The sequence below is a fragment of the Achromobacter sp. NFACC18-2 genome, from assembly GCF_900108985.1.
Lineage (GTDB): Bacteria > Pseudomonadota > Gammaproteobacteria > Burkholderiales > Burkholderiaceae_B > Achromobacter.
On record NZ_FNYM01000005.1, the window covers coordinates 89,501 to 105,361 of the forward strand.

Below are 15,861 nucleotides of genomic sequence, written 5' to 3' on the forward strand. Positions count from 1 at the left end.
CCGATCACGCGGCCAGGAATTCCCCGATCCGTTCGACGGCCTGCCGCAAGGGCGGCAGGAATTCGTCTTTCAGCCGATCGAGCGGCACGCGCGCGGCCTTGACGCTGACGTTCACGGCCCCGCAAGCCTTGCCGCTGGCCGAGCGCACGGCCACTGAAATTGCGCGCACGTTCAGTTCCAGTTCCTGGTCGACCACCGCATAGCCCTGCTCGCGGATGCGGGCGAGCTCCGCGCGCAGGCGGGCCTCGCTGGTCAGCGTGAATTCCGTGTAGGGCTGCAGGTCGGTCGTCGCGAAATACCGGGCCAGCGCCGGCTCGGGCAATTCCGCCAGCAGCACGCGCCCGATGGACGTGCAATACGCCGGCAGGCGGCTGCCCAGGCCCATCGAGGTCGCCAGCAGGCGGTTCACTTCCGAGCGCGCGAGATACAGCATCTCGTGCCCCTCCATGATGGCCAGCGCGCAGGTTTCGTTCACCGTGGCGCTCAACTCTTCCAGCACGGGCTGCGCCAGCGACACGAACGGCGTCGAGGAAAAGTAGGCGTAGCCCAGTCCCAGGATGCGCGGCGTCAGCACGTAGAGCCGGCCGTGCTGTTCGGCCATGCCCAGCAGGATCAGCGTGTGCAGGCAGCGCTGCACCACGGCGCGCGGCAGGCCGGCACGCCGGCTCAGCTCGGCGGCGGTCTGCGGATGGCGGCGCGTGCCGAAGGCGCGGATCACATGCAGCCCGCGGGCCAGCGTCAGCATGTAGTCCGGATCGCCGCGCAACTGGTCGGGATGGTCTTCGGCCGCGGGCGGCGCCGCGTAGCCGGGAGGAGGGAGGTTGGGCAGCATCAGCCTGCGCGCAGCGGCGCGCCGGTGCGCGCCTGCAGTTCGGTCAGAGTCATGCCGTCGATCATATCCCGGACCACCAGCCCGTCCGGCGTGACGTCGATGACGGCGAGGTCCGTGTAGATCCGGTCCACCACGCCGGCGCCGGTGAGCGGATAGTTGCAGCGCTGGACGATCTTGGGATCGCCGTTCTTGCTGTTGTGTTCCATCATGATGAACACGCTGCGCGCGCCCACGGCCAGGTCCATCGCGCCGCCGACGGCCGGCGCTTCGCCCGGCTTGTCGAGCGACCAGTTCGCCAGATCGCCGTTCTCGGCGACCTGCATGCCGCCCATGACGCAGATGTCCAGGTGGCCGCCGCGCATCATCGCGAACGAGTCCGCGTGATGAAAGTACGATCCGCCCCGCAGCAGCGTCACGGGCTGCTTGCCGGCATTGATGAGGTCCAGGTTGATGTCGGCCTCGGCCGGGGGCGGGCCCATGCCCAGGATGCCGTTTTCGCTGTGCAGCACGATCTCGCGATCGTCGGGCAGATGGGCCGCCACCAGCACCGGCATGCCGATGCCCAGGTTCACGTAGCTGCCGTCGGGGATGTCCAGGGCCAGGCGGCGCGCCATGGCTTCGCGGGTCAGGGGACGAAACATGCGGGTTCCTTTACGCGGGGTGGCGTTAGCTGGAAAAGGCGGCGTTGGGCACTTCCGTGACGCGCTTGACGAAGATGCCAGGCGTCACCACCGCCTCGGGGGGCAACTCGCCCAGTTCGGCCTTGGCGCGCACCTGCACGATGGTGGTCTTGGCCGCCATGCACATGATGGGCCCGAAGTTGCGCGCGCTCATGTTGTAGGTGAGATTGCCCCAGCGATCGCCGCGGTCCGCCTTGACCAGCGCGAAGTCGCCATGCAGGGGCTCCTCGAACACGTGGCCGCGGCCGTTGATGATGCGGGTCTCCTTGCCGCGGGCGAGGTCCGTGCCATAGGCGGTGGGGGTGAAGAAGCCGCCCAGTCCCGCGCCGGCCGCGCGCAGCCGTTCGGCGATGGTGCCCTGGGGCACGCATTCCAGGTCGATGCGGCCCTCGCGGTAGAACGCGTCGAAGACCCAGGAATGGGACGCCTTGGGAAACGAGCAGATGACCTTGCGCACGCGTCCGGCCTTGATCAGCGCCGCCAGGCCGGTGTCGCGATTGCCGGCGTTGTTGCTGACCACGGTCAGGTCGCGCGCCCCCTGGTCGATGAGCGCGTGGATCAGTTCGGTGGGCATGCCGGCGCCGCCGAACCCGCTGATCAGCACGGTGGCGCCGTCATGGATGTCCACGACGGCCGCCGCGGGGGTGTCGATGAACTTGTCGATCATGGGAGCTCCGGTGGAGGGCGGGCGCCCAGGGCGCCCGGCCGCGCTCAGTTCACGGTGATGTTCGCCTGCTTGATGATTTCGGCGTAGCGCGCCGAGTCCTTTTTCATCAGCTCGGCGAACTGCGCCGGCGTGCCGCCCACGGGCAGAAAGCCCGCATCCACGAACTTCTGCCGCACGTCCGGCTCCTTGACGATCTCGCTGATCTCGCGCGCCATGCGTTCGATGATCGGCCTGGGCGTATTGGCCGGCGCCATCAGCCCCGCCCACGATCCGGTCACGAAGCCCGGCAGGCCCGCTTCTTCCATCGTGGGAATGCCGGGCTCCGTCGGCCAGCGTTCCTTGCCGGTGAACGCCAGCGCCTTCAGGCGGTTCTGCTTCACGTACTGCATCGGGACCAGGATGGGGTCGAACACCATCGACACGCGGTTGCCCAGCAGGTCGGTGAGGATCGGCGCGCTGCCCTTGTAGGCCACATGCGTCATCGTGATCTTGCTCTGCAGCGCGAAGTCGGCGCCGGTCAGGTGCGCGCTGGATCCGTTGCCGCTGGAGGCATAGGTGAGCTTGTCCGGATTCTTGCGGGCGTACGCGACCAGTTCGCTCACGTTGTTCACGGGCAATTCCTGCGAGACGAACAGGAACAGCGGCAGGTCCGCCATCTGCACCACGGGCGTCAGGTCCGCGGGTTTGTAGCCCAGCTTGTAGAGGTGGAAATTGATGATGTAGGCGGGCAGCATCGACAGAAACGTATAGCCGTCGGGCTCTGCCTTGGCGACCAGGGCGGACCCCAGGCTGCTGTTGGCGCCCGGCCGGTTCTCGACCACGATGGTCTGGTTCAGGCGCGGCCCGAGCTTTTCCATGACGATGCGTGTGACGGTGTCGGTGGAACCGCCAGGCGTGTACGGCACGATGATCTTGATGGGCTTGCTGGGCCAATCGTCGGCCTGGGCGGGGCCGGCGGCCAGCCCGGTTGCCGCCAGGGCGGCGAACAGCAGGTTCCTGAGAGCGTGGCGGCGGTCAGTGGCCGCCGCCGGGCGATGGGGCTGCGATGTGCATACATGTGCCATGGACTTGTCTCCTCCATGAATCGGGCGAATGGCGATGCGCGTCCGGGTTTTTATGGGACGCGACCGGTGTTTCCTGGACTGCGGCTTTGCTGCCTATCGGACAAAGTCGCAAAAAAAGTATGGCACGCGGGGGTGGCCGCGACGGGCCGCCGAGGCGCCGATAAAGTTCGATCACCGGACGCCTGCCGATTCGCAGGGGGCGCCTCGTCGCTGCGGGTTTTCACTAGGAAGGCGCGCGTTGTTCACAGGGTGGACATGCCTTAATCTGGCGGCCGGCCCAGTAAGGCGGGGCCTGGTTTCAGCGGTCGCCGGCTACGAGCCGATGGCGGACACCTATCTCAGGAGAAGCATCATGAAGCGGATTTTGATGGTTGCAGCCAGCACGCTCGCCCTGGCCTGCGCGTCTTCGGCGGCAGTGGCCGGTCCCACGCTGGATGCGGTGAAAAAGAAGGGATTCGTGCAATGCGGCCTGACGGACGGCGTGTCCGGCTTTTCCGCGACGAACAGCAAGGGCGAATGGGAAGGCATGGACGTGGACATCTGCCGCGCCGTGGCGGCGGCCGTGTTCGGCGATGCCTCCAAGTTCAAGGGCACCGCGCTTTCCACCCAGCAACGCTTTACGGCGCTGCAGTCGGGCGAGGTCGACGTGCTGCTGCGCACCGTGACGCTGACCCAGACGCGCGACACGTCGCTGGGCCTGTCCGCGGTCGCCGCCAGCTTCTATGACGGCCAGGGCATCCTGGTCAGCAAGAAGCTGGGCGTCAAGAGCGCGAAGGAACTCAACGGCGCCACGGTCTGCGTGCAGCCCGGCACCACCACCGAACTGAACCTGGCCGACTGGTTCCGCGCCAACAACATCGAGTTCAAGCCGGTCGTGATCGACAAGGTGACCGAGGTCGTGCGGGCCTTCGAATCCGGCCGCTGCGACGCCTTCACGGACGACTCCTCGCAACTGGCCGCCGTGCGCGCCACCCAGGTCGCCAACCCGGACGACTACGAGATCCTGCCGGAGCGATTCTCCAAGGAGCCGCTGGGCCCCATGGTGCGCCAGGGCGACGAGAACTGGCTGGGCATCGTGCGCTGGACGCTCTTCGCGCTGCTGGAAGCCGAGGAATACGGCATCACGCAGAAGAACGTGGATGACATGCTCAAGAGCAAGAATCCCAACGTCCTGCGCATCCTGGGCGTGACGCCGGGGGCCGGCAAGAACATGGGCCTGGATGAAAAGTGGGCCTATAACGCGATCAAGGCGGTCGGCAACTACAGCGAAGTGTTCGAGCGCAACGTGGGCAAGGACAGCAAGCTGGGCCTGCAGCGCGGCACGAATGCGCTGTGGAATCAGGGCGGCGCGATGTATCCGTGGCCGATCCGCTGAACCTCTGATGGGCTGATGCGCTGATACATCGGCAGCCGTAGCGGACCGCAATCCCGCGGTTCGGCAGGCATTTCAAGGCCTCCTTCGGGAGGCCTTGCCGAGGGCGTGCTGTCCGTGTCCGCCGGATTCTGGGACGGCTACCGCACCATGCCGGATGTGTCGTCTCCCCTGAACGAGGCCACGACCCTGCGCGGCCGCGCCGTAATGGCGTACACCGACTCGGGCAGCTTCAAGGAAAAGGCGGGCAAGGAGAACCAGCTTTTCTACGGCATCCTGGAAGCGGATGTCGCTCCGGCGACCACGGTGACGACGGGCTTTCAGTTACCAGAAGGACCGCAACCAGGGGTATGACAGGTCGGGCCTGCCCACACGGGCCGACGGGTCGTTCTACCCGATGTCGCGGAAGACGGCTCTGGTCGGCGACTGGAATTACCTGAACAAGCGCAACACCAACCTGTTCGCCGACATCAAGCCAGGTATTGCGCTGGCCGCCGCGCGGTCCGCCGCGATCCCGGGACCGGGGGCGCAGGCCGGTCCCCCGGAAAATCGCCGTCTTTGTTCCGGCAGGCGGAATACAGCGGGAATGGTTCCATGTGGGCGGCCTGAAATGGCTCTATCGCGAATCCGCCAGGCTCCCTATCATGTCCGGTGCGCGGGTGGCGATGCCACCCGCATTGCCATTGATAACTACCAGGGAAACACGATGAACGGCGCCGACAGCCTCTGCGACACCTTGCTTGCCAATGATGTGGACGTTTGCTTTGCGAACCCGGGCACATCCGAGATGCACTTTGTGGCGGCCCTGGATCGCAAGCCCAAGATGCGCTGCGTGCTGGGCCTGTTCGAAGGCGTGGTGACGGGCGCGGCCGACGGTTACGCGCGCATGGCCGACAAGCCCGCGGCCACCCTGCTGCACCTGGGCCCGGGCCTGGGCAACGGCCTGGCCAACCTGCACAACGCCAAGCGCGCGCGCACGCCCATGGTCAACATCGTGGGCGATCACGCCACCTATCACGTCCAGTACGACGCCCCGCTGACCAGCGACGTGGAGGGCGTGGCGCGGCCCATGTCGCACTGGGTCAAGCGCACGACGACGGCCTCGGCCCTGTCCGCGGACGCCGCCGAAGCGGTTGCCGTGGCGCGGCGCTCGCCGGGCAACATCGCCACCCTGATCCTGCCGGCCGACACGGCCTGGACCGAACTGCCCGACAACGCGCCCGCGCCCATCGTGGCCAAGGATGAGGCGCTGGCGCAGACCACCGCCGACGCCGTGCGCGCGGCGGCCGACGCCATCCGCTCGGGCGAAGTCACCGTGCTGATGCTGGGCGGCGCCGCGCTGCGCGAGCGCGGCTTGAACGCAGCCGGCCGCATCGCGCGCGCCACCGGCGTGCGCCTGGTGTCCGAAACGTCGAACCGCCGCATCGAGCGCGGCGGCGCGCGCACCCCGGTGGATCGCCTGCCGTATCCGATCGACCTGGCCGTGGCCAAGCTGAAGGACGTGAAGCACCTGGTGCTGGCAGGCGCGAAGGCGCCGGTCGGGTTCTTTGCCTATCCCGGCAAGCCCAGCCTGCTGGCGCCGCAAGACAGCAACCAGATCGTGCTGGCGACGGCCGAGCAGGATCTGCCGCACGCGCTGGAATGGCTGGCCGACGAGCTGGGCATCGCTGCCGACGCGCCGCGCCTTGCGGCGCCCGCCGCCACCTACGAGGTGCCCGCCTCGGGCAAGCTGACCGGCGCCGCGGTGAACATCCTGGTCGCGCACCACCTGCCCGAACAGGCCATCGTCTGCGACGAGTCCATCACGCAGGGCCGTGAATTCCCCCTTTACAGCGTCAGCAGCGCGCCGCACGACTGGTTGATGCTGACCGGCGGCGCCATCGGCATCGGCCTGCCCCTGGCGACCGGCGCGGCGGTGGCCTGCCCCGACCGCAAGGTCGTGACCCTGCAGGCGGACGGCAGCGGCATGTACACCCTGCAGGCGCTGTGGACGCAGGCGCGCGAGAACCTCGACTGCCTCACCATCATCCTGGCCAACCGTTCCTACGCCACGCTGCACGGCGAAATGAAAAACGTGGGCGTGCTGGAGCCGGGCCGCAACGCGCGCCGCATGCTGGACCTGCAGGATCCGCACCTGGACTGGACGCATCTGGCCCGCGGCATGGGCGTCGAAGCGGTCAGCGTGGATACGATCGAAGGCTTCGCGCGCGCGCTGGCCGATGGTCTCAAGCGGCGCGGTCCCTTCCTGATCGAAGCGTTGATCTGAGCGCCAGGCGCGCCATCCAGGCCTACACCCCCAGATAGCGCGTCAATTGTTCGGGCTGCCGGGCGAGCGACGCGCTGTCGCCGTCCTGCACGATCAGCCCCTTCTCCATGACCAGGCACCGGTCGGTGTGTTCCAGCACCGCCCGGTAGTTGCGGTCCACGATCAGCGTGGACATCCCGGTCGCGCGGATCTCGCGGATGATGCGCCAGATCTCGGCCACGATGAGCGGCGCGAGGCCTTCGGTGGCTTCGTCCAGGATCAGCAGGTCCGGATTGGTCATCAGCGCGCGGCCGATGGCCAGCATCTGCTGCTCGCCGCCCGACAATTGCTGGCCGCCATGGCCCAGGCGCTCGCGCAGGCGCGGAAAGGTGTCCAGCACCCGCGCATACGTCCAGTCCTGGCCCGCGCGCCTGCCCGGCCGCGCCGCCACCTGCAGGTTCTCGCGCACGTTCAGGTTGGGAAAGATGCCGCGCCCCTCGGGCACGTAGGCCACGCCCATGCGCGCAATCGCATGCGGCTGCGCGTGCGTGCAATCGCTGCCTCGCACCCGCACATTGCCGCGCGCGCTTCTCACATGGCCCATCAGGCTGCGGATGAGCGTCGTCTTGCCCATGCCGTTGCGGCCCACCAGTCCCACGGATTCGCCGGGGGCGATGTGCATGTCCACGCCCCGCAGGACGTGGCTGGCGCCGTAGTACACATGCAGTCCGCCAGCTTCGATCAGCGCGCTCATGCGTGCGCTCCTTCGTCTTCGCCCAGGTAGGCGGTGCGCACCTCGGGGTTGGCGCGGATCTGCGCCGGGGCGCCGCTGGCGATGGCCGCGCCGTTGACCATGACGGTGATGGTGTCGGCGATGCGGAACACGGCGTCCATGTCGTGTTCGACCAGCAGAATCGCGTGCCCGGCCTTCAACGTCTGCAGCAGGTCGAGGATGCGGTCGGTTTCCTCGGGGCCCATGCCGGCCAGCGGTTCGTCCAGCAGCAGCACCTGCGGTTCGCCCGCCAGACACATCGCGATCTCGAGCTGGCGCTTGCGGCCGTGCGGGAGCAGGCCGGCGGGCTGGCGGGCGTCGCCGGAAAGTCCCGTGCGGTCCAGCGCGGCGCCCGCCAGCTCGGCGCTGCGCCGGCAGGCGGCGGCATCGCGCCACCAGTGCCAGAATCGCTGCCGGCTTGCCTGCGCGGCCAGCCGGCAGTTTTCGAAGACGCTGAGTTCGGGAAAGATCGTGGATCGTTGGTAGCTGCGGCCCAGCCCGGCGCGGGCCCGCTCGGGTTGCGGCCAGGCGGTGATGTCGCGGCCGCGCAGCATGACCTGGCCGCTGCTGGCCGCCAGCTCGCCCGACAGGATGTTGATGAGCGTGGACTTGCCCGCGCCGTTGGTGCCGATCACGGCATGCACCTGGCCGCGCAGCAGGCCGAGCGATACGCCGTTCACCGCGGTGAGGCCCCCGAAGCGGCGGGTGACCGCGTTCGCGGCCAGCAAAAGATCAGACATGGCGTTCTCCCTGGAGGGGCAGGCGCGGCGCGGCGGGCATGGCCTCGGCGCGCGGCGCGCTGCCGGCGTCGTTTCGGGGGCTGGTCGCGCCTGCCGCACGCGCGTCATCCACCTCGCGCGCCTGCCGGCGTTCGCGCCATTGAGCGGGCAGCCCGGCCAGCCCGTTGGGCAGCAATGCCACCAGTACGATGATGGCGATGCCCAGCGGCAGATGCCAGTGGCGCGCATAGTCGCCGAACAATTCCTGCGACTGGAACAGTTCCTGCAACAGCACCATCGTCACCGTGCCCAGCACCGCGCCGCCCAGGCTGCCCATGCCGCCCAGGATGACCATCAGCAGCACCAGCCCCGATTGCTCCCACGCCAGCAGTTCGGGCGTCACGAACCCGTCCTTCAGGGCAAACAGGAATCCCGCCAGGCCGGCCAGCATGGCGCCCACGACGTAGGCGGCCAGCTTGTAGCGATAGGTCGAGTAGCCGGCCGCGCGCATGCGCTGTTCGTTGATGCGGATGCCGTTCAGGGCCGTGCCGAACGGCGAGCGCCGCAGCAGCGCAAGAAAGCCCCAGGTCAGCGCCAGGCCGGCCAGGACGAAGAAATAGAACGTGGCCGGGTCGCTCAGGTCCACGGGCGTCCACCCGCCCAGCGACAGGTCGGGCCGGAAGTACAGATAGATGCCGTCGCTGCCGCCGCCGATCTTGGTGTCGTGAAAGACGTAATAGGCCATCTGCGAAAACGCCAGCGTGACCATGATGAAGTACACGCCGCGCGTGCGCAGCGCGAGCGAGCCCGTGACCAGCGCATAGGCGCCCGCGGCGAGCAGGGCGGCGGGCAGCAGCCACCACAGGCCGGCCGCTTCCGACTCGGGCGACAGCAGCGCCGCCACGTAGGCGCCGATGCCGAAGAAGGCGGCGTGTCCCAGGCTCACCAGTCCCGCCCCGCCCACCAGCAACTGCAGGCTGAGCGCGAAGATGGCGTAGATCATGATCTTGACCGCCAGGCCGGTGTAGTAGTCGCTGCCGCTGAACCAAAAGGCGGCCAGCGCCAGCAGCGCGGCAAGGGGCAGGAGTCGGTTCATCAGCGGCGTGCGCATGCGAGGGTCCTTTTGATGTGTCGACAGGACCTAGCCCTGTTTGAACAGCCCTTCGGGCTTGCAAAGAAGAATGAAGGCCATCAGCAGATAGACGAGCACGCCGGCCGCCGACGGGAACAGCACCTGCCCGAAGGTTTCGGCAAAGCCGACCAGCATCGCGGCCAGGAAGGCGCCGCGGATGGACCCGATGCCGCCGATCACCACGACCACGAAGCAGATGATGAGCACGCCATTGCCCATGCCCGGATAGACCGACGAGACGGGCGCGGCGATGCTGCCGGCCAGCGCCGCCAGCGCCACGCCGGCCGCGAAGACGACGCGGTAGAGTTTGTTGATGTCGATGCCGAGCGAGCCGATCATCTCGCGGTTGCTGGCGCCGGCGCGCAGCATCATGCCCAGCCGCGTGCGCGAGATCACCCAATACAGCAGCAGCGCGACGGCGATGCCCACGCCCGAAATGAAGAGACGGTAAACGGGGTAGGTCATCACGCCGCCCAGCGGGATGCTGCCCTGCAGCCACGCCGGCAGCGGCACCCCGTGCACGTCGTTGCCGACCAGGATGCTGCGCAGCTCCTCGAACACCAGGATCAGGCCGTAGGTCATCAGCACCTGCTGCAGGTGGTTGCGTTTGTACAGGTAGCTGAAGAACGCCGCTTCCAGCAGATACCCCAGCACGCCGGCCGCCAGCACGCACACGGCCAGCGTCGCGAGGAACCCGCCGCCCAGCCAGCGGTCGACCAGCGGCCCGAGCGCAAACGCCATGTAGGCGCCGATCATGTAGAAACTGCCGTGGGCCAGATTGATGATGCCCATGATCCCGAAGATCAGCGTGAGGCCGCTGGCCACCAGGAACAGCAGCAAGCCGTACTGGAATGCGTTCAGGCTTTGAATGAGCAGGATGCTGATGTCCATGGGGCCTCCCGTGGCGGACGCGTTCGGGGCGCCGCGGCTACAGCTTGCAGCCGCGGGCGGGATCGGCCAGCTTCTGCACCGCGACCTCGACCACCTTGTTTTCCAGGCCGTCCACGCGGCGCAGGTAGATGTCCTGCACCGGGTTGCCGGCCTTGGACAGCGTGAACGTGCCGCGCGGGCTGTCCACGGTCGCCGTGCGCATGGCGCTGCGGAAGGCGTCTTTCTTCGAGAAGTCGCCCTTTACGGCGGCCAGCCCCGACTGCATGAGCTGCGCGGCGTCATAGCCCTGCACGGCGTACACGTCCGGCTGCGCCTTGTAGGTCTTGGAATAGTCGGCGCGGAAGGCGTTGTCGCGCGGGGTGTTCAGGCCGTCGGCATAGTGCAGCGTGGTCAGCAGCCCCTGCGCGGAAGCGCCCTGCGCCTGCAGCGTGCCGTCCGTCAGGAAGCCCGAGCCATACAGCGGAATGGTCTTGTCCAGGCCGGCCGCGTGATAGTCCTGCACGAATTTCACGGCGCCGCCGCCCGCGAAAAAGGTGAAGACCATGTCGGGCTTGAGCGCGGCGATCTCCGTGAGCAGCGGCTGGAATTCCACGTTGGGGAAGGGCAGGCTCAGTTCGCGGACGACCTTGCCGCCGGCCTTCTCGAAGCCTTCCTTGAAGCCGCCGATGGCTTCGTCGCCCGCCGCGTACTTCCAGGTGATGGTGACGGCGGTCTTGTGGCCCTTGGCATAGGCCACGGGGCCCATCGCGTAGGCCGGCTGCCAGTTGGTAAACGAGGTGCGGAAGATGCCGGGGCCGCACAGCGGCCCGGTGATCGCGTTGGCGCCGGCGTTGGTGACGATGAGCGTCGTGTCGGCGTCCTTGGCCGCCTTGGCCAGCGCCATCGCCACCCCCGAATGCACCGTCCCGATCAGCACGTCCACCTGGTCGCGCTTGATGAGGCGATTGGCATTTTCGGCTGCCTTGGCCGGATTGGACTCGTCGTCCACCTTGAAGTATTCGATCTCGCGCCCGCCCAGCTTGCCGCCCTGTTCGGCGACGTACAGCTTGAAGCCGTTCTCGATGGCGGTGCCGAGCGCGGCGAAGGTGCCGCTGTAGGGCAGCATGAAGCCGACCTTGAGCTTGTCGTCGGCATGCGCGCCGCCTGCGGCGATCGTCAGGGCGGCGGCAAGCGCGGCCCGGGTCAGGACGTGGTTCATGGTGTGTCTCCGTGCTTGTTATGGGCGGACGCCGGGGCCGGTGCGCGGCTTGGGGTCAACCGGGTTTTTCCAGCGCGCCGACAAAGCGTGCGACGGCCTGGACAACGGTGGCGGGCTGATCCCGGTGCGGCGAATGGCCGCAGTCCGGAATCTCCAGCAGTTCGGTTTGCGGCGCGCGCCGGCGGATGCCGCGCACCTGTTCCAGCGTGCCGTATTCGTCGTCGATACCCTGGATCGCCAGCACCGGACAGGCGATGCGTTCCAGCGCGTCTTCGATGTTCCAGGCGCGGAATTCGGGGTTCAGCCAGATGTCGTTCCAGCCCCAGAACGCGGAGTCCACGTCGCGGTGATGGCGGGCCAGCCGGGCGCGCAGATCCGATTCCAGGTAGGCCGTGCGCGCCTGGGCGATGCTGGTCACGGACACGTCTTCGACGAACAGGTGCGGCGCGGCGGCCACGACGCCGGCCACGGCGTCCGGATACGCCGCGGCGTAGAGCAACGCGATCGAACCGCCGTCGCTATGGCCGAACAGCACGGGCTTGTCCCGGCGGGCGTCCACGCCCAGGACCTCGAGCAGGGCGGGCAGGACCTCTTGCGCCTCGCGGTGCATGAAATCCGGGGCCCAAGCCTCGCTCAGGGGGCGCGCGGTCGACTGCCCGTATCCGTAGCGCGAATACACCAGGCCGCGGCAACCGGCCTCGTCGCATACGCGCGTCGGCCAGTCCTTCCACATCGACACCGATCCCAACCCCTCGTGCAGGAACACGATGAGCGGCGCGTCGGCGCGCTCGGGCGCGATCCACTGGCATTCCAGCCGCAGGTCGCGGCCGCGCGCGTGCAGGTTGGCGAATACCGTGCCGGCGCCTGCGGTCGTGGTCATGGTCATGGCGTGGCCTCTTCCAGTGCGCGCAGGCGAAAGCGCTGGATCTTGCCTGTGGCGGTCTTGGGCAGCTCATCCAGGAAGTCGATCTGGCGCGGATACTTGAATGGCGCGAGGTGCTGCTTCACGTAGTGCTGCAGGGCGGCGCCGGTCTGGGCGTCGGGCTCGAAGCCGGCGCGCAGCACGACATAGGCCTTGGTCTTGACCAGCCCATCGGGGTCCGGCACGCCGATTACGGCCGCTTCCAGCACGGCTTCGTGCTGGATCAGGATGTTCTCGACCTCCACCGGCGATACGTACTGTCCGCTGACCTTGATCATGTCGTCGCTGCGCCCGGCATAGGTGTAGTAGCCGTCCGGATCGCAAACGTACTTGTCGCCGCTTTTCAGCCAGTCGCCCAGGAAGCACTGGCGCGTCTTGTCGCGGTTGTTCCAGTACATCAGCGCGGCGCTGGGGCCCTTGATGTAGAGGTCGCCGATGACGCCCTGGGCGACGGGCACGCCGTTGTCGTCGCGCAGCTGGACCTCGTAGCCCGGCACGGGCTTGCCCGTGGTGCCGTAGCGCAATTGCCCCGCGCGGTTCGAGAGGAAGATGTGCAGCATTTCGGTGGACCCGATGCCATCCAGGATCTCGCAGCCGAAGTGGCGCGTGAAGCGCTCGCCGATGTCGCGCGGCAAGGCCTCGCCCGCGGACGTGCAGATCCGCATCGCCACCTGGTCGCGCGGCGGCAGGTCGGGCGAGGCCAGCATGCTGGCATACAGCGTGGGCACGCCGTAGAACACCGTGGGGCGATGCCGGACCAGGCGCTGGAACACGGCCTGCGGCGTGGGGCGTTCGGCCATCAGCACAACGGTTGCGCCCACCGACAGCGGGAAGGTCAGGCCGTTGCCCAGGCCATAGGCGAAGAACAGCTTCGCGGCCGAGAACACCACATCGCTTTCCCGGATGCCCAGGATGGGTTTGGCATAGAGTTCGGCCGTGTGCCAGAGGTTGCCGTGCGTGTGCACCACGCCCTTGGGCTTGCCGGTGGACCCGGACGAATACAGCCAGAACGCAATTTCATCAGACAGCGTGCGCACGGCCGGCGCGGGCGACGCCGCGGACAGCAGGGATTCGAATTCGTGGGCGCCGTCGGGCAGGTCCGTTCCCGGCTGCGAGACGACCAGGTGTTCCACGTCGGCCGGCGCCTGGGACAGCGCCGCCTGCACGACGGGCAGCAGGGCGCCCGACACGAACACGGCGCGCACGCGGCTATGCGCAATGATGTAGGCGTAGTCGTCGGCCGTGAGCAGGGTGTTCACCGCCACCGGCACGACGCCGGCGTGCAGGGCGCCCAGGAACACCACCGGCCAGTCGGCGGTGTCCTGCATCAGCAGCAGGATGCGCTCCTCGCGGCGCAGGCCCAGGCCGCGCAGCGCGCCCGCCATGCGGGCCACCCGCTGCGCCAGTTCGCCATACGTGAGCTGGCGGGTGTCGTCGATGTAGGCCGGCTTGGCGGCGCGGGGCGCATTCAGCGCAGCCAGGTGGCTGGCGAAATTGAGTTCGGCGGGGCAAGGGTTCACGGTTGTCTCCTGGTGTCCTCGTGGGGCGGACGCCCTGCCTGTGTTTGTTGTGTGGCGGCAGGGCTTGCGAATGTCCGGACCGGTTGTCAGCCGGGGCGCGTGAATTCGATGGCCCCGCCGGGCAGCAGGTACAGCACCAGGGCGCGGCCCTGCGTCACGGTGGGGCTGTGGGCCGAGCCCGGTCCGTAGACCAGCCAGCCCGCGCCATGGCCGTCGAAGCGGGCGTCGCCGGTGAGCGGCATGATCATGTCGATCTCGCCGTTGGGGTGGGCGTGGTGCGGCCCCGCCAGGTCGTCCATGTCGACCACGTCCACGGAACAGCCGCCCAGGTCGTCGGCAGGCTTGATCACGCGGCCGTACTTGATGCCGCCGCCCTCACGGGCGCACATCCAGCCGTCGGCGACGCCCTGCCTACAGGTGGCGAAGATGTCCTGGAACAAGGCGCTGTGCGGCCCGGCCACGTCATTGAGCCGGGCTTGCAGCGCCGCATCCAGCGGCTGGCCGGCCGTCAGGCGCGTCACGTCGCGCATCAGGGCATGGAATTGGTCTGGCGTACTCACCAAGCGGCTCCTTTACACTGTCGGCGCTCCGGCAGTCCGTAGGTGGACTGCTGTTTTTTTGCACCGGGTCGGCTGTGGACTCGTTGGATGGAAAAATAGTGCTTCCTTTGATGTGGGTCAAGCACTATAGTGCATAAAAGAGCAGTAATCAGGGTTTTTGCGGAGTCAGTTGAACCATGAATCAAGCGCTAGACACGGCGCCCATCGAACCCCGGCGTGAGCCCTTCCTGGTGGCCCTGGGCGAGCGCGTGCGCCGCCTGCGCGCCATCCGCGGCATGACACGCAAGGGCCTGTCCCAGGCGACGGGCGTGTCCGAACGCCACCTGGCCAATCTCGAGCACGGCGTCGGCAATGCGTCCATCCTGGTGCTGCTGCAGATCGCCCGCGCCTTTAACTGCGCGCTGGCCGAACTGGTGGGCGACGTGACGACGGAATCGCCCGACTGGCTGCTCATCCGGGAACTGCTGAGCGGGCGCACGGAATCCGACCTGCAGCGCGCGCGCGAGGCGCTGACCCAGCTCTTCGGGGTGGGCGCCGGCGCGCAGCGCCCCAACCGCACGCAGCGCGTGGCGCTCATCGGCCTGCGCGGCGCGGGCAAGTCCACGCTGGGCCAGATGCTGGCCGACGATCTGGGCTATCCCTTCGTGGAGCTGAACCGCGAGATCGAACGCGTGGCGGGCTGCGGCATCCTGGAAATCCACAATCTTTACGGCCCCAACGCGTACCGCCGCTACGAACGGCGCGCGCTCGAGGAAGCCGTGCAGATCTACCCGGAAATGGTGCTGGCCACGCCCGGCGGGCTGGTGTCTGAACCCGCCACCCTGAACCTGCTGCTGACCCATTGCTATACGGTCTGGCTGCGCGCCACGCCCGAAGAGCACATGGAGCGCGTCATGGCGCAGGGGGATTTCCGCCCCATGTCGGGCAACAACGAAGCCATGGCCGACCTCAAGCGCATTCTTGCCGGCCGCGAAGCCTTCTACGCCAAGGCCGACCTGACCTGGGTGACCAGCAACCTCGAGGTCGCCGAAAGCTTCGCCGGCCTGCGCACGCAGGTGCGCAAGGCCTGCGGACTGCCGCTGTAGACCCGATTACGCAGCGCGCCGCTCCCGCGCACGATTGCGAAAAGGCTGCCCGGTGCAGCCTTTTTGCTGTCCGGTCGATAGGCGCCGCGCGTGCAGGGCGTACCCCTTGCGTCTGCATCGACCTGCATTTTTGTGCATCTTTTGCTTGACGCTCATTTTCTCCTGCACTAATCTGCATAATAATTCATGTCGTGCAGTATTT

At 67.8% G+C, this 15,861-nt stretch carries 16 protein-coding genes; 4 read left to right on the forward strand and 12 right to left on the reverse strand.

Going from position 1 to position 15,861, the window contains the following annotated elements; translation table 11 throughout:
* Nucleotides 1-4: 4 nt before the first annotated feature.
* Genes BMW75_RS09190 through BMW75_RS09205 form a run of 4 tightly spaced genes read right to left on the reverse strand, consistent with a single transcriptional unit; the run spans nucleotide 5 to nucleotide 3,243 of the window.
* Nucleotides 5-832 (reverse strand): IclR family transcriptional regulator domain-containing protein, encoded by an 828-nt coding sequence (locus tag BMW75_RS09190; RefSeq protein ID WP_092578772.1) that lies wholly within the window; start codon nucleotides 830-832, stop codon nucleotides 5-7.
* On the reverse strand, nucleotides 832-1,473 hold the full coding sequence (locus tag BMW75_RS09195) for a 3-oxoacid CoA-transferase subunit B (RefSeq protein WP_092578774.1): 642 nt from the start codon (nucleotides 1,471-1,473) through the stop codon (nucleotides 832-834). Before BMW75_RS09195 ends, BMW75_RS09190 begins: the two co-directional genes overlap by 1 nt.
* A 25-nt stretch (nucleotides 1,474-1,498) precedes the next feature.
* Nucleotides 1,499-2,179: a 3-oxoacid CoA-transferase subunit A gene (locus tag BMW75_RS09200; protein ID WP_092578776.1), complete on the reverse strand. Its 681-nt coding sequence runs from the start codon at nucleotides 2,177-2,179 to the stop codon at nucleotides 1,499-1,501.
* A 44-nt stretch (nucleotides 2,180-2,223) separates the two neighbouring features.
* Nucleotides 2,224-3,243 carry a Bug family tripartite tricarboxylate transporter substrate binding protein gene (locus BMW75_RS09205; protein WP_092578778.1) on the reverse strand — a complete coding sequence of 340 codons (1,020 nt, stop codon included), beginning with the start codon at nucleotides 3,241-3,243 and terminating at the stop codon, nucleotides 2,224-2,226.
* Nucleotides 3,244-3,595: 352 nt separating this feature from the next.
* Here BMW75_RS09205 and BMW75_RS09210 point away from each other — a divergent pair, with 352 nt between their 5' ends.
* The 3 genes from BMW75_RS09210 (at nucleotide 3,596) to BMW75_RS09220 (ending at nucleotide 6,881) form a co-directional block, all read left to right on the forward strand.
* Nucleotides 3,596-4,618 carry an amino acid ABC transporter substrate-binding protein gene (locus tag BMW75_RS09210; RefSeq protein WP_092578780.1) on the forward strand — a complete coding sequence of 341 codons (1,023 nt, stop codon included), beginning with the start codon at nucleotides 3,596-3,598 and terminating at the stop codon, nucleotides 4,616-4,618.
* A 105-nt stretch (nucleotides 4,619-4,723) separates the two neighbouring features.
* Nucleotides 4,724-4,969: a hypothetical protein gene (locus tag BMW75_RS09215; RefSeq protein ID WP_254791973.1), complete on the forward strand. Its 246-nt coding sequence runs from the start codon at nucleotides 4,724-4,726 to the stop codon at nucleotides 4,967-4,969.
* A gap of 352 nt (nucleotides 4,970-5,321) precedes the next feature.
* Nucleotides 5,322-6,881, forward strand: a complete 1,560-nt coding sequence (locus BMW75_RS09220; protein WP_092579108.1) for an acetolactate synthase large subunit — start codon at nucleotides 5,322-5,324, stop codon at nucleotides 6,879-6,881.
* 22 nt (nucleotides 6,882-6,903) lie between these two features.
* Here BMW75_RS09220 and BMW75_RS09225 read toward each other — a convergent pair whose 3' ends face one another.
* From BMW75_RS09225 to BMW75_RS09260, 8 genes are all read right to left on the reverse strand, one after another.
* Nucleotides 6,904-7,614: an ABC transporter ATP-binding protein gene (locus tag BMW75_RS09225; protein WP_076515944.1), complete on the reverse strand. Its 711-nt coding sequence runs from the start codon at nucleotides 7,612-7,614 to the stop codon at nucleotides 6,904-6,906.
* Entirely contained in the window at nucleotides 7,611-8,372 is a 762-nt protein-coding gene (locus BMW75_RS09230; protein WP_092578782.1) for an ABC transporter ATP-binding protein, read from the reverse strand. Before BMW75_RS09230 ends, BMW75_RS09225 begins: the two co-directional genes overlap by 4 nt.
* Complete coding sequence (locus tag BMW75_RS09235; protein WP_092579109.1) at nucleotides 8,365-9,447, reverse strand: branched-chain amino acid ABC transporter permease; 1,083 nt, start codon at nucleotides 9,445-9,447, stop codon at nucleotides 8,365-8,367. Before BMW75_RS09235 ends, BMW75_RS09230 begins: the two co-directional genes overlap by 8 nt.
* Nucleotides 9,448-9,492: 45 nt before the next feature.
* Complete coding sequence (locus BMW75_RS09240; RefSeq protein ID WP_092578784.1) at nucleotides 9,493-10,374, reverse strand: branched-chain amino acid ABC transporter permease; 882 nt, start codon at nucleotides 10,372-10,374, stop codon at nucleotides 9,493-9,495.
* Between the two features lie 37 nt (nucleotides 10,375-10,411).
* Nucleotides 10,412-11,572 (reverse strand): ABC transporter substrate-binding protein, encoded by a 1,161-nt coding sequence (locus tag BMW75_RS09245; protein WP_092578786.1) that lies wholly within the window; start codon nucleotides 11,570-11,572, stop codon nucleotides 10,412-10,414.
* A 55-nt stretch (nucleotides 11,573-11,627) separates the two neighbouring features.
* Nucleotides 11,628-12,452, reverse strand: coding sequence for an alpha/beta fold hydrolase (locus tag BMW75_RS09250; RefSeq protein ID WP_371466907.1), 825 nt, complete (start codon nucleotides 12,450-12,452; stop codon nucleotides 11,628-11,630).
* Between the two features lie 2 nt (nucleotides 12,453-12,454).
* Nucleotides 12,455-14,014: a benzoate-CoA ligase family protein gene (locus BMW75_RS09255; RefSeq protein ID WP_092578790.1), complete on the reverse strand. Its 1,560-nt coding sequence runs from the start codon at nucleotides 14,012-14,014 to the stop codon at nucleotides 12,455-12,457.
* 86 nt (nucleotides 14,015-14,100) lie between these two features.
* Nucleotides 14,101-14,574, reverse strand: coding sequence for a DUF4863 family protein (locus BMW75_RS09260; RefSeq protein WP_076521755.1), 474 nt, complete (start codon nucleotides 14,572-14,574; stop codon nucleotides 14,101-14,103).
* A 176-nt stretch (nucleotides 14,575-14,750) separates the two neighbouring features.
* Here BMW75_RS09260 and BMW75_RS09265 point away from each other — a divergent pair, with 176 nt between their 5' ends.
* The gene (locus tag BMW75_RS09265; protein WP_092578792.1) at nucleotides 14,751-15,659 is read left to right on the forward strand and encodes a helix-turn-helix transcriptional regulator; all 909 of its coding nucleotides are present in this window, start codon (nucleotides 14,751-14,753) and stop codon (nucleotides 15,657-15,659) included.
* The last annotated feature ends 202 nt before the right edge of the window (nucleotides 15,660-15,861 follow it).

Coding starts and splice junctions, on each gene's coding strand:
- BMW75_RS09200 (WP_092578776.1), bottom strand. CDS start 2,179: ATGATCGACAAGTTCATCGACACCCCCGCGGCGGCCGTCGTGGACATC.
- BMW75_RS09190 (WP_092578772.1), bottom strand. CDS start 832: ATGCTGCCCAACCTCCCTCCTCCCGGCTACGCGGCGCCGCCCGCGGCC.
- BMW75_RS09220 (WP_092579108.1), top strand. CDS start 5,322: ATGAACGGCGCCGACAGCCTCTGCGACACCTTGCTTGCCAATGATGTG.
- BMW75_RS09195 (WP_092578774.1), bottom strand. CDS start 1,473: ATGTTTCGTCCCCTGACCCGCGAAGCCATGGCGCGCCGCCTGGCCCTG.
- BMW75_RS09225 (WP_076515944.1), bottom strand. CDS start 7,614: ATGAGCGCGCTGATCGAAGCTGGCGGACTGCATGTGTACTACGGCGCC.
- BMW75_RS09210 (WP_092578780.1), top strand. CDS start 3,596: ATGAAGCGGATTTTGATGGTTGCAGCCAGCACGCTCGCCCTGGCCTGC.
- BMW75_RS09205 (WP_092578778.1), bottom strand. CDS start 3,243: ATGGCACATGTATGCACATCGCAGCCCCATCGCCCGGCGGCGGCCACT.
- BMW75_RS09230 (WP_092578782.1), bottom strand. CDS start 8,372: ATGTCTGATCTTTTGCTGGCCGCGAACGCGGTCACCCGCCGCTTCGGG.
- BMW75_RS09240 (WP_092578784.1), bottom strand. CDS start 10,374: ATGGACATCAGCATCCTGCTCATTCAAAGCCTGAACGCATTCCAGTAC.
- BMW75_RS09235 (WP_092579109.1), bottom strand. CDS start 9,447: ATGAACCGACTCCTGCCCCTTGCCGCGCTGCTGGCGCTGGCCGCCTTT.
- BMW75_RS09265 (WP_092578792.1), top strand. CDS start 14,751: ATGAATCAAGCGCTAGACACGGCGCCCATCGAACCCCGGCGTGAGCCC.
- BMW75_RS09250 (WP_371466907.1), bottom strand. CDS start 12,452: ATGACCACGACCGCAGGCGCCGGCACGGTATTCGCCAACCTGCACGCG.
- BMW75_RS09245 (WP_092578786.1), bottom strand. CDS start 11,572: ATGAACCACGTCCTGACCCGGGCCGCGCTTGCCGCCGCCCTGACGATC.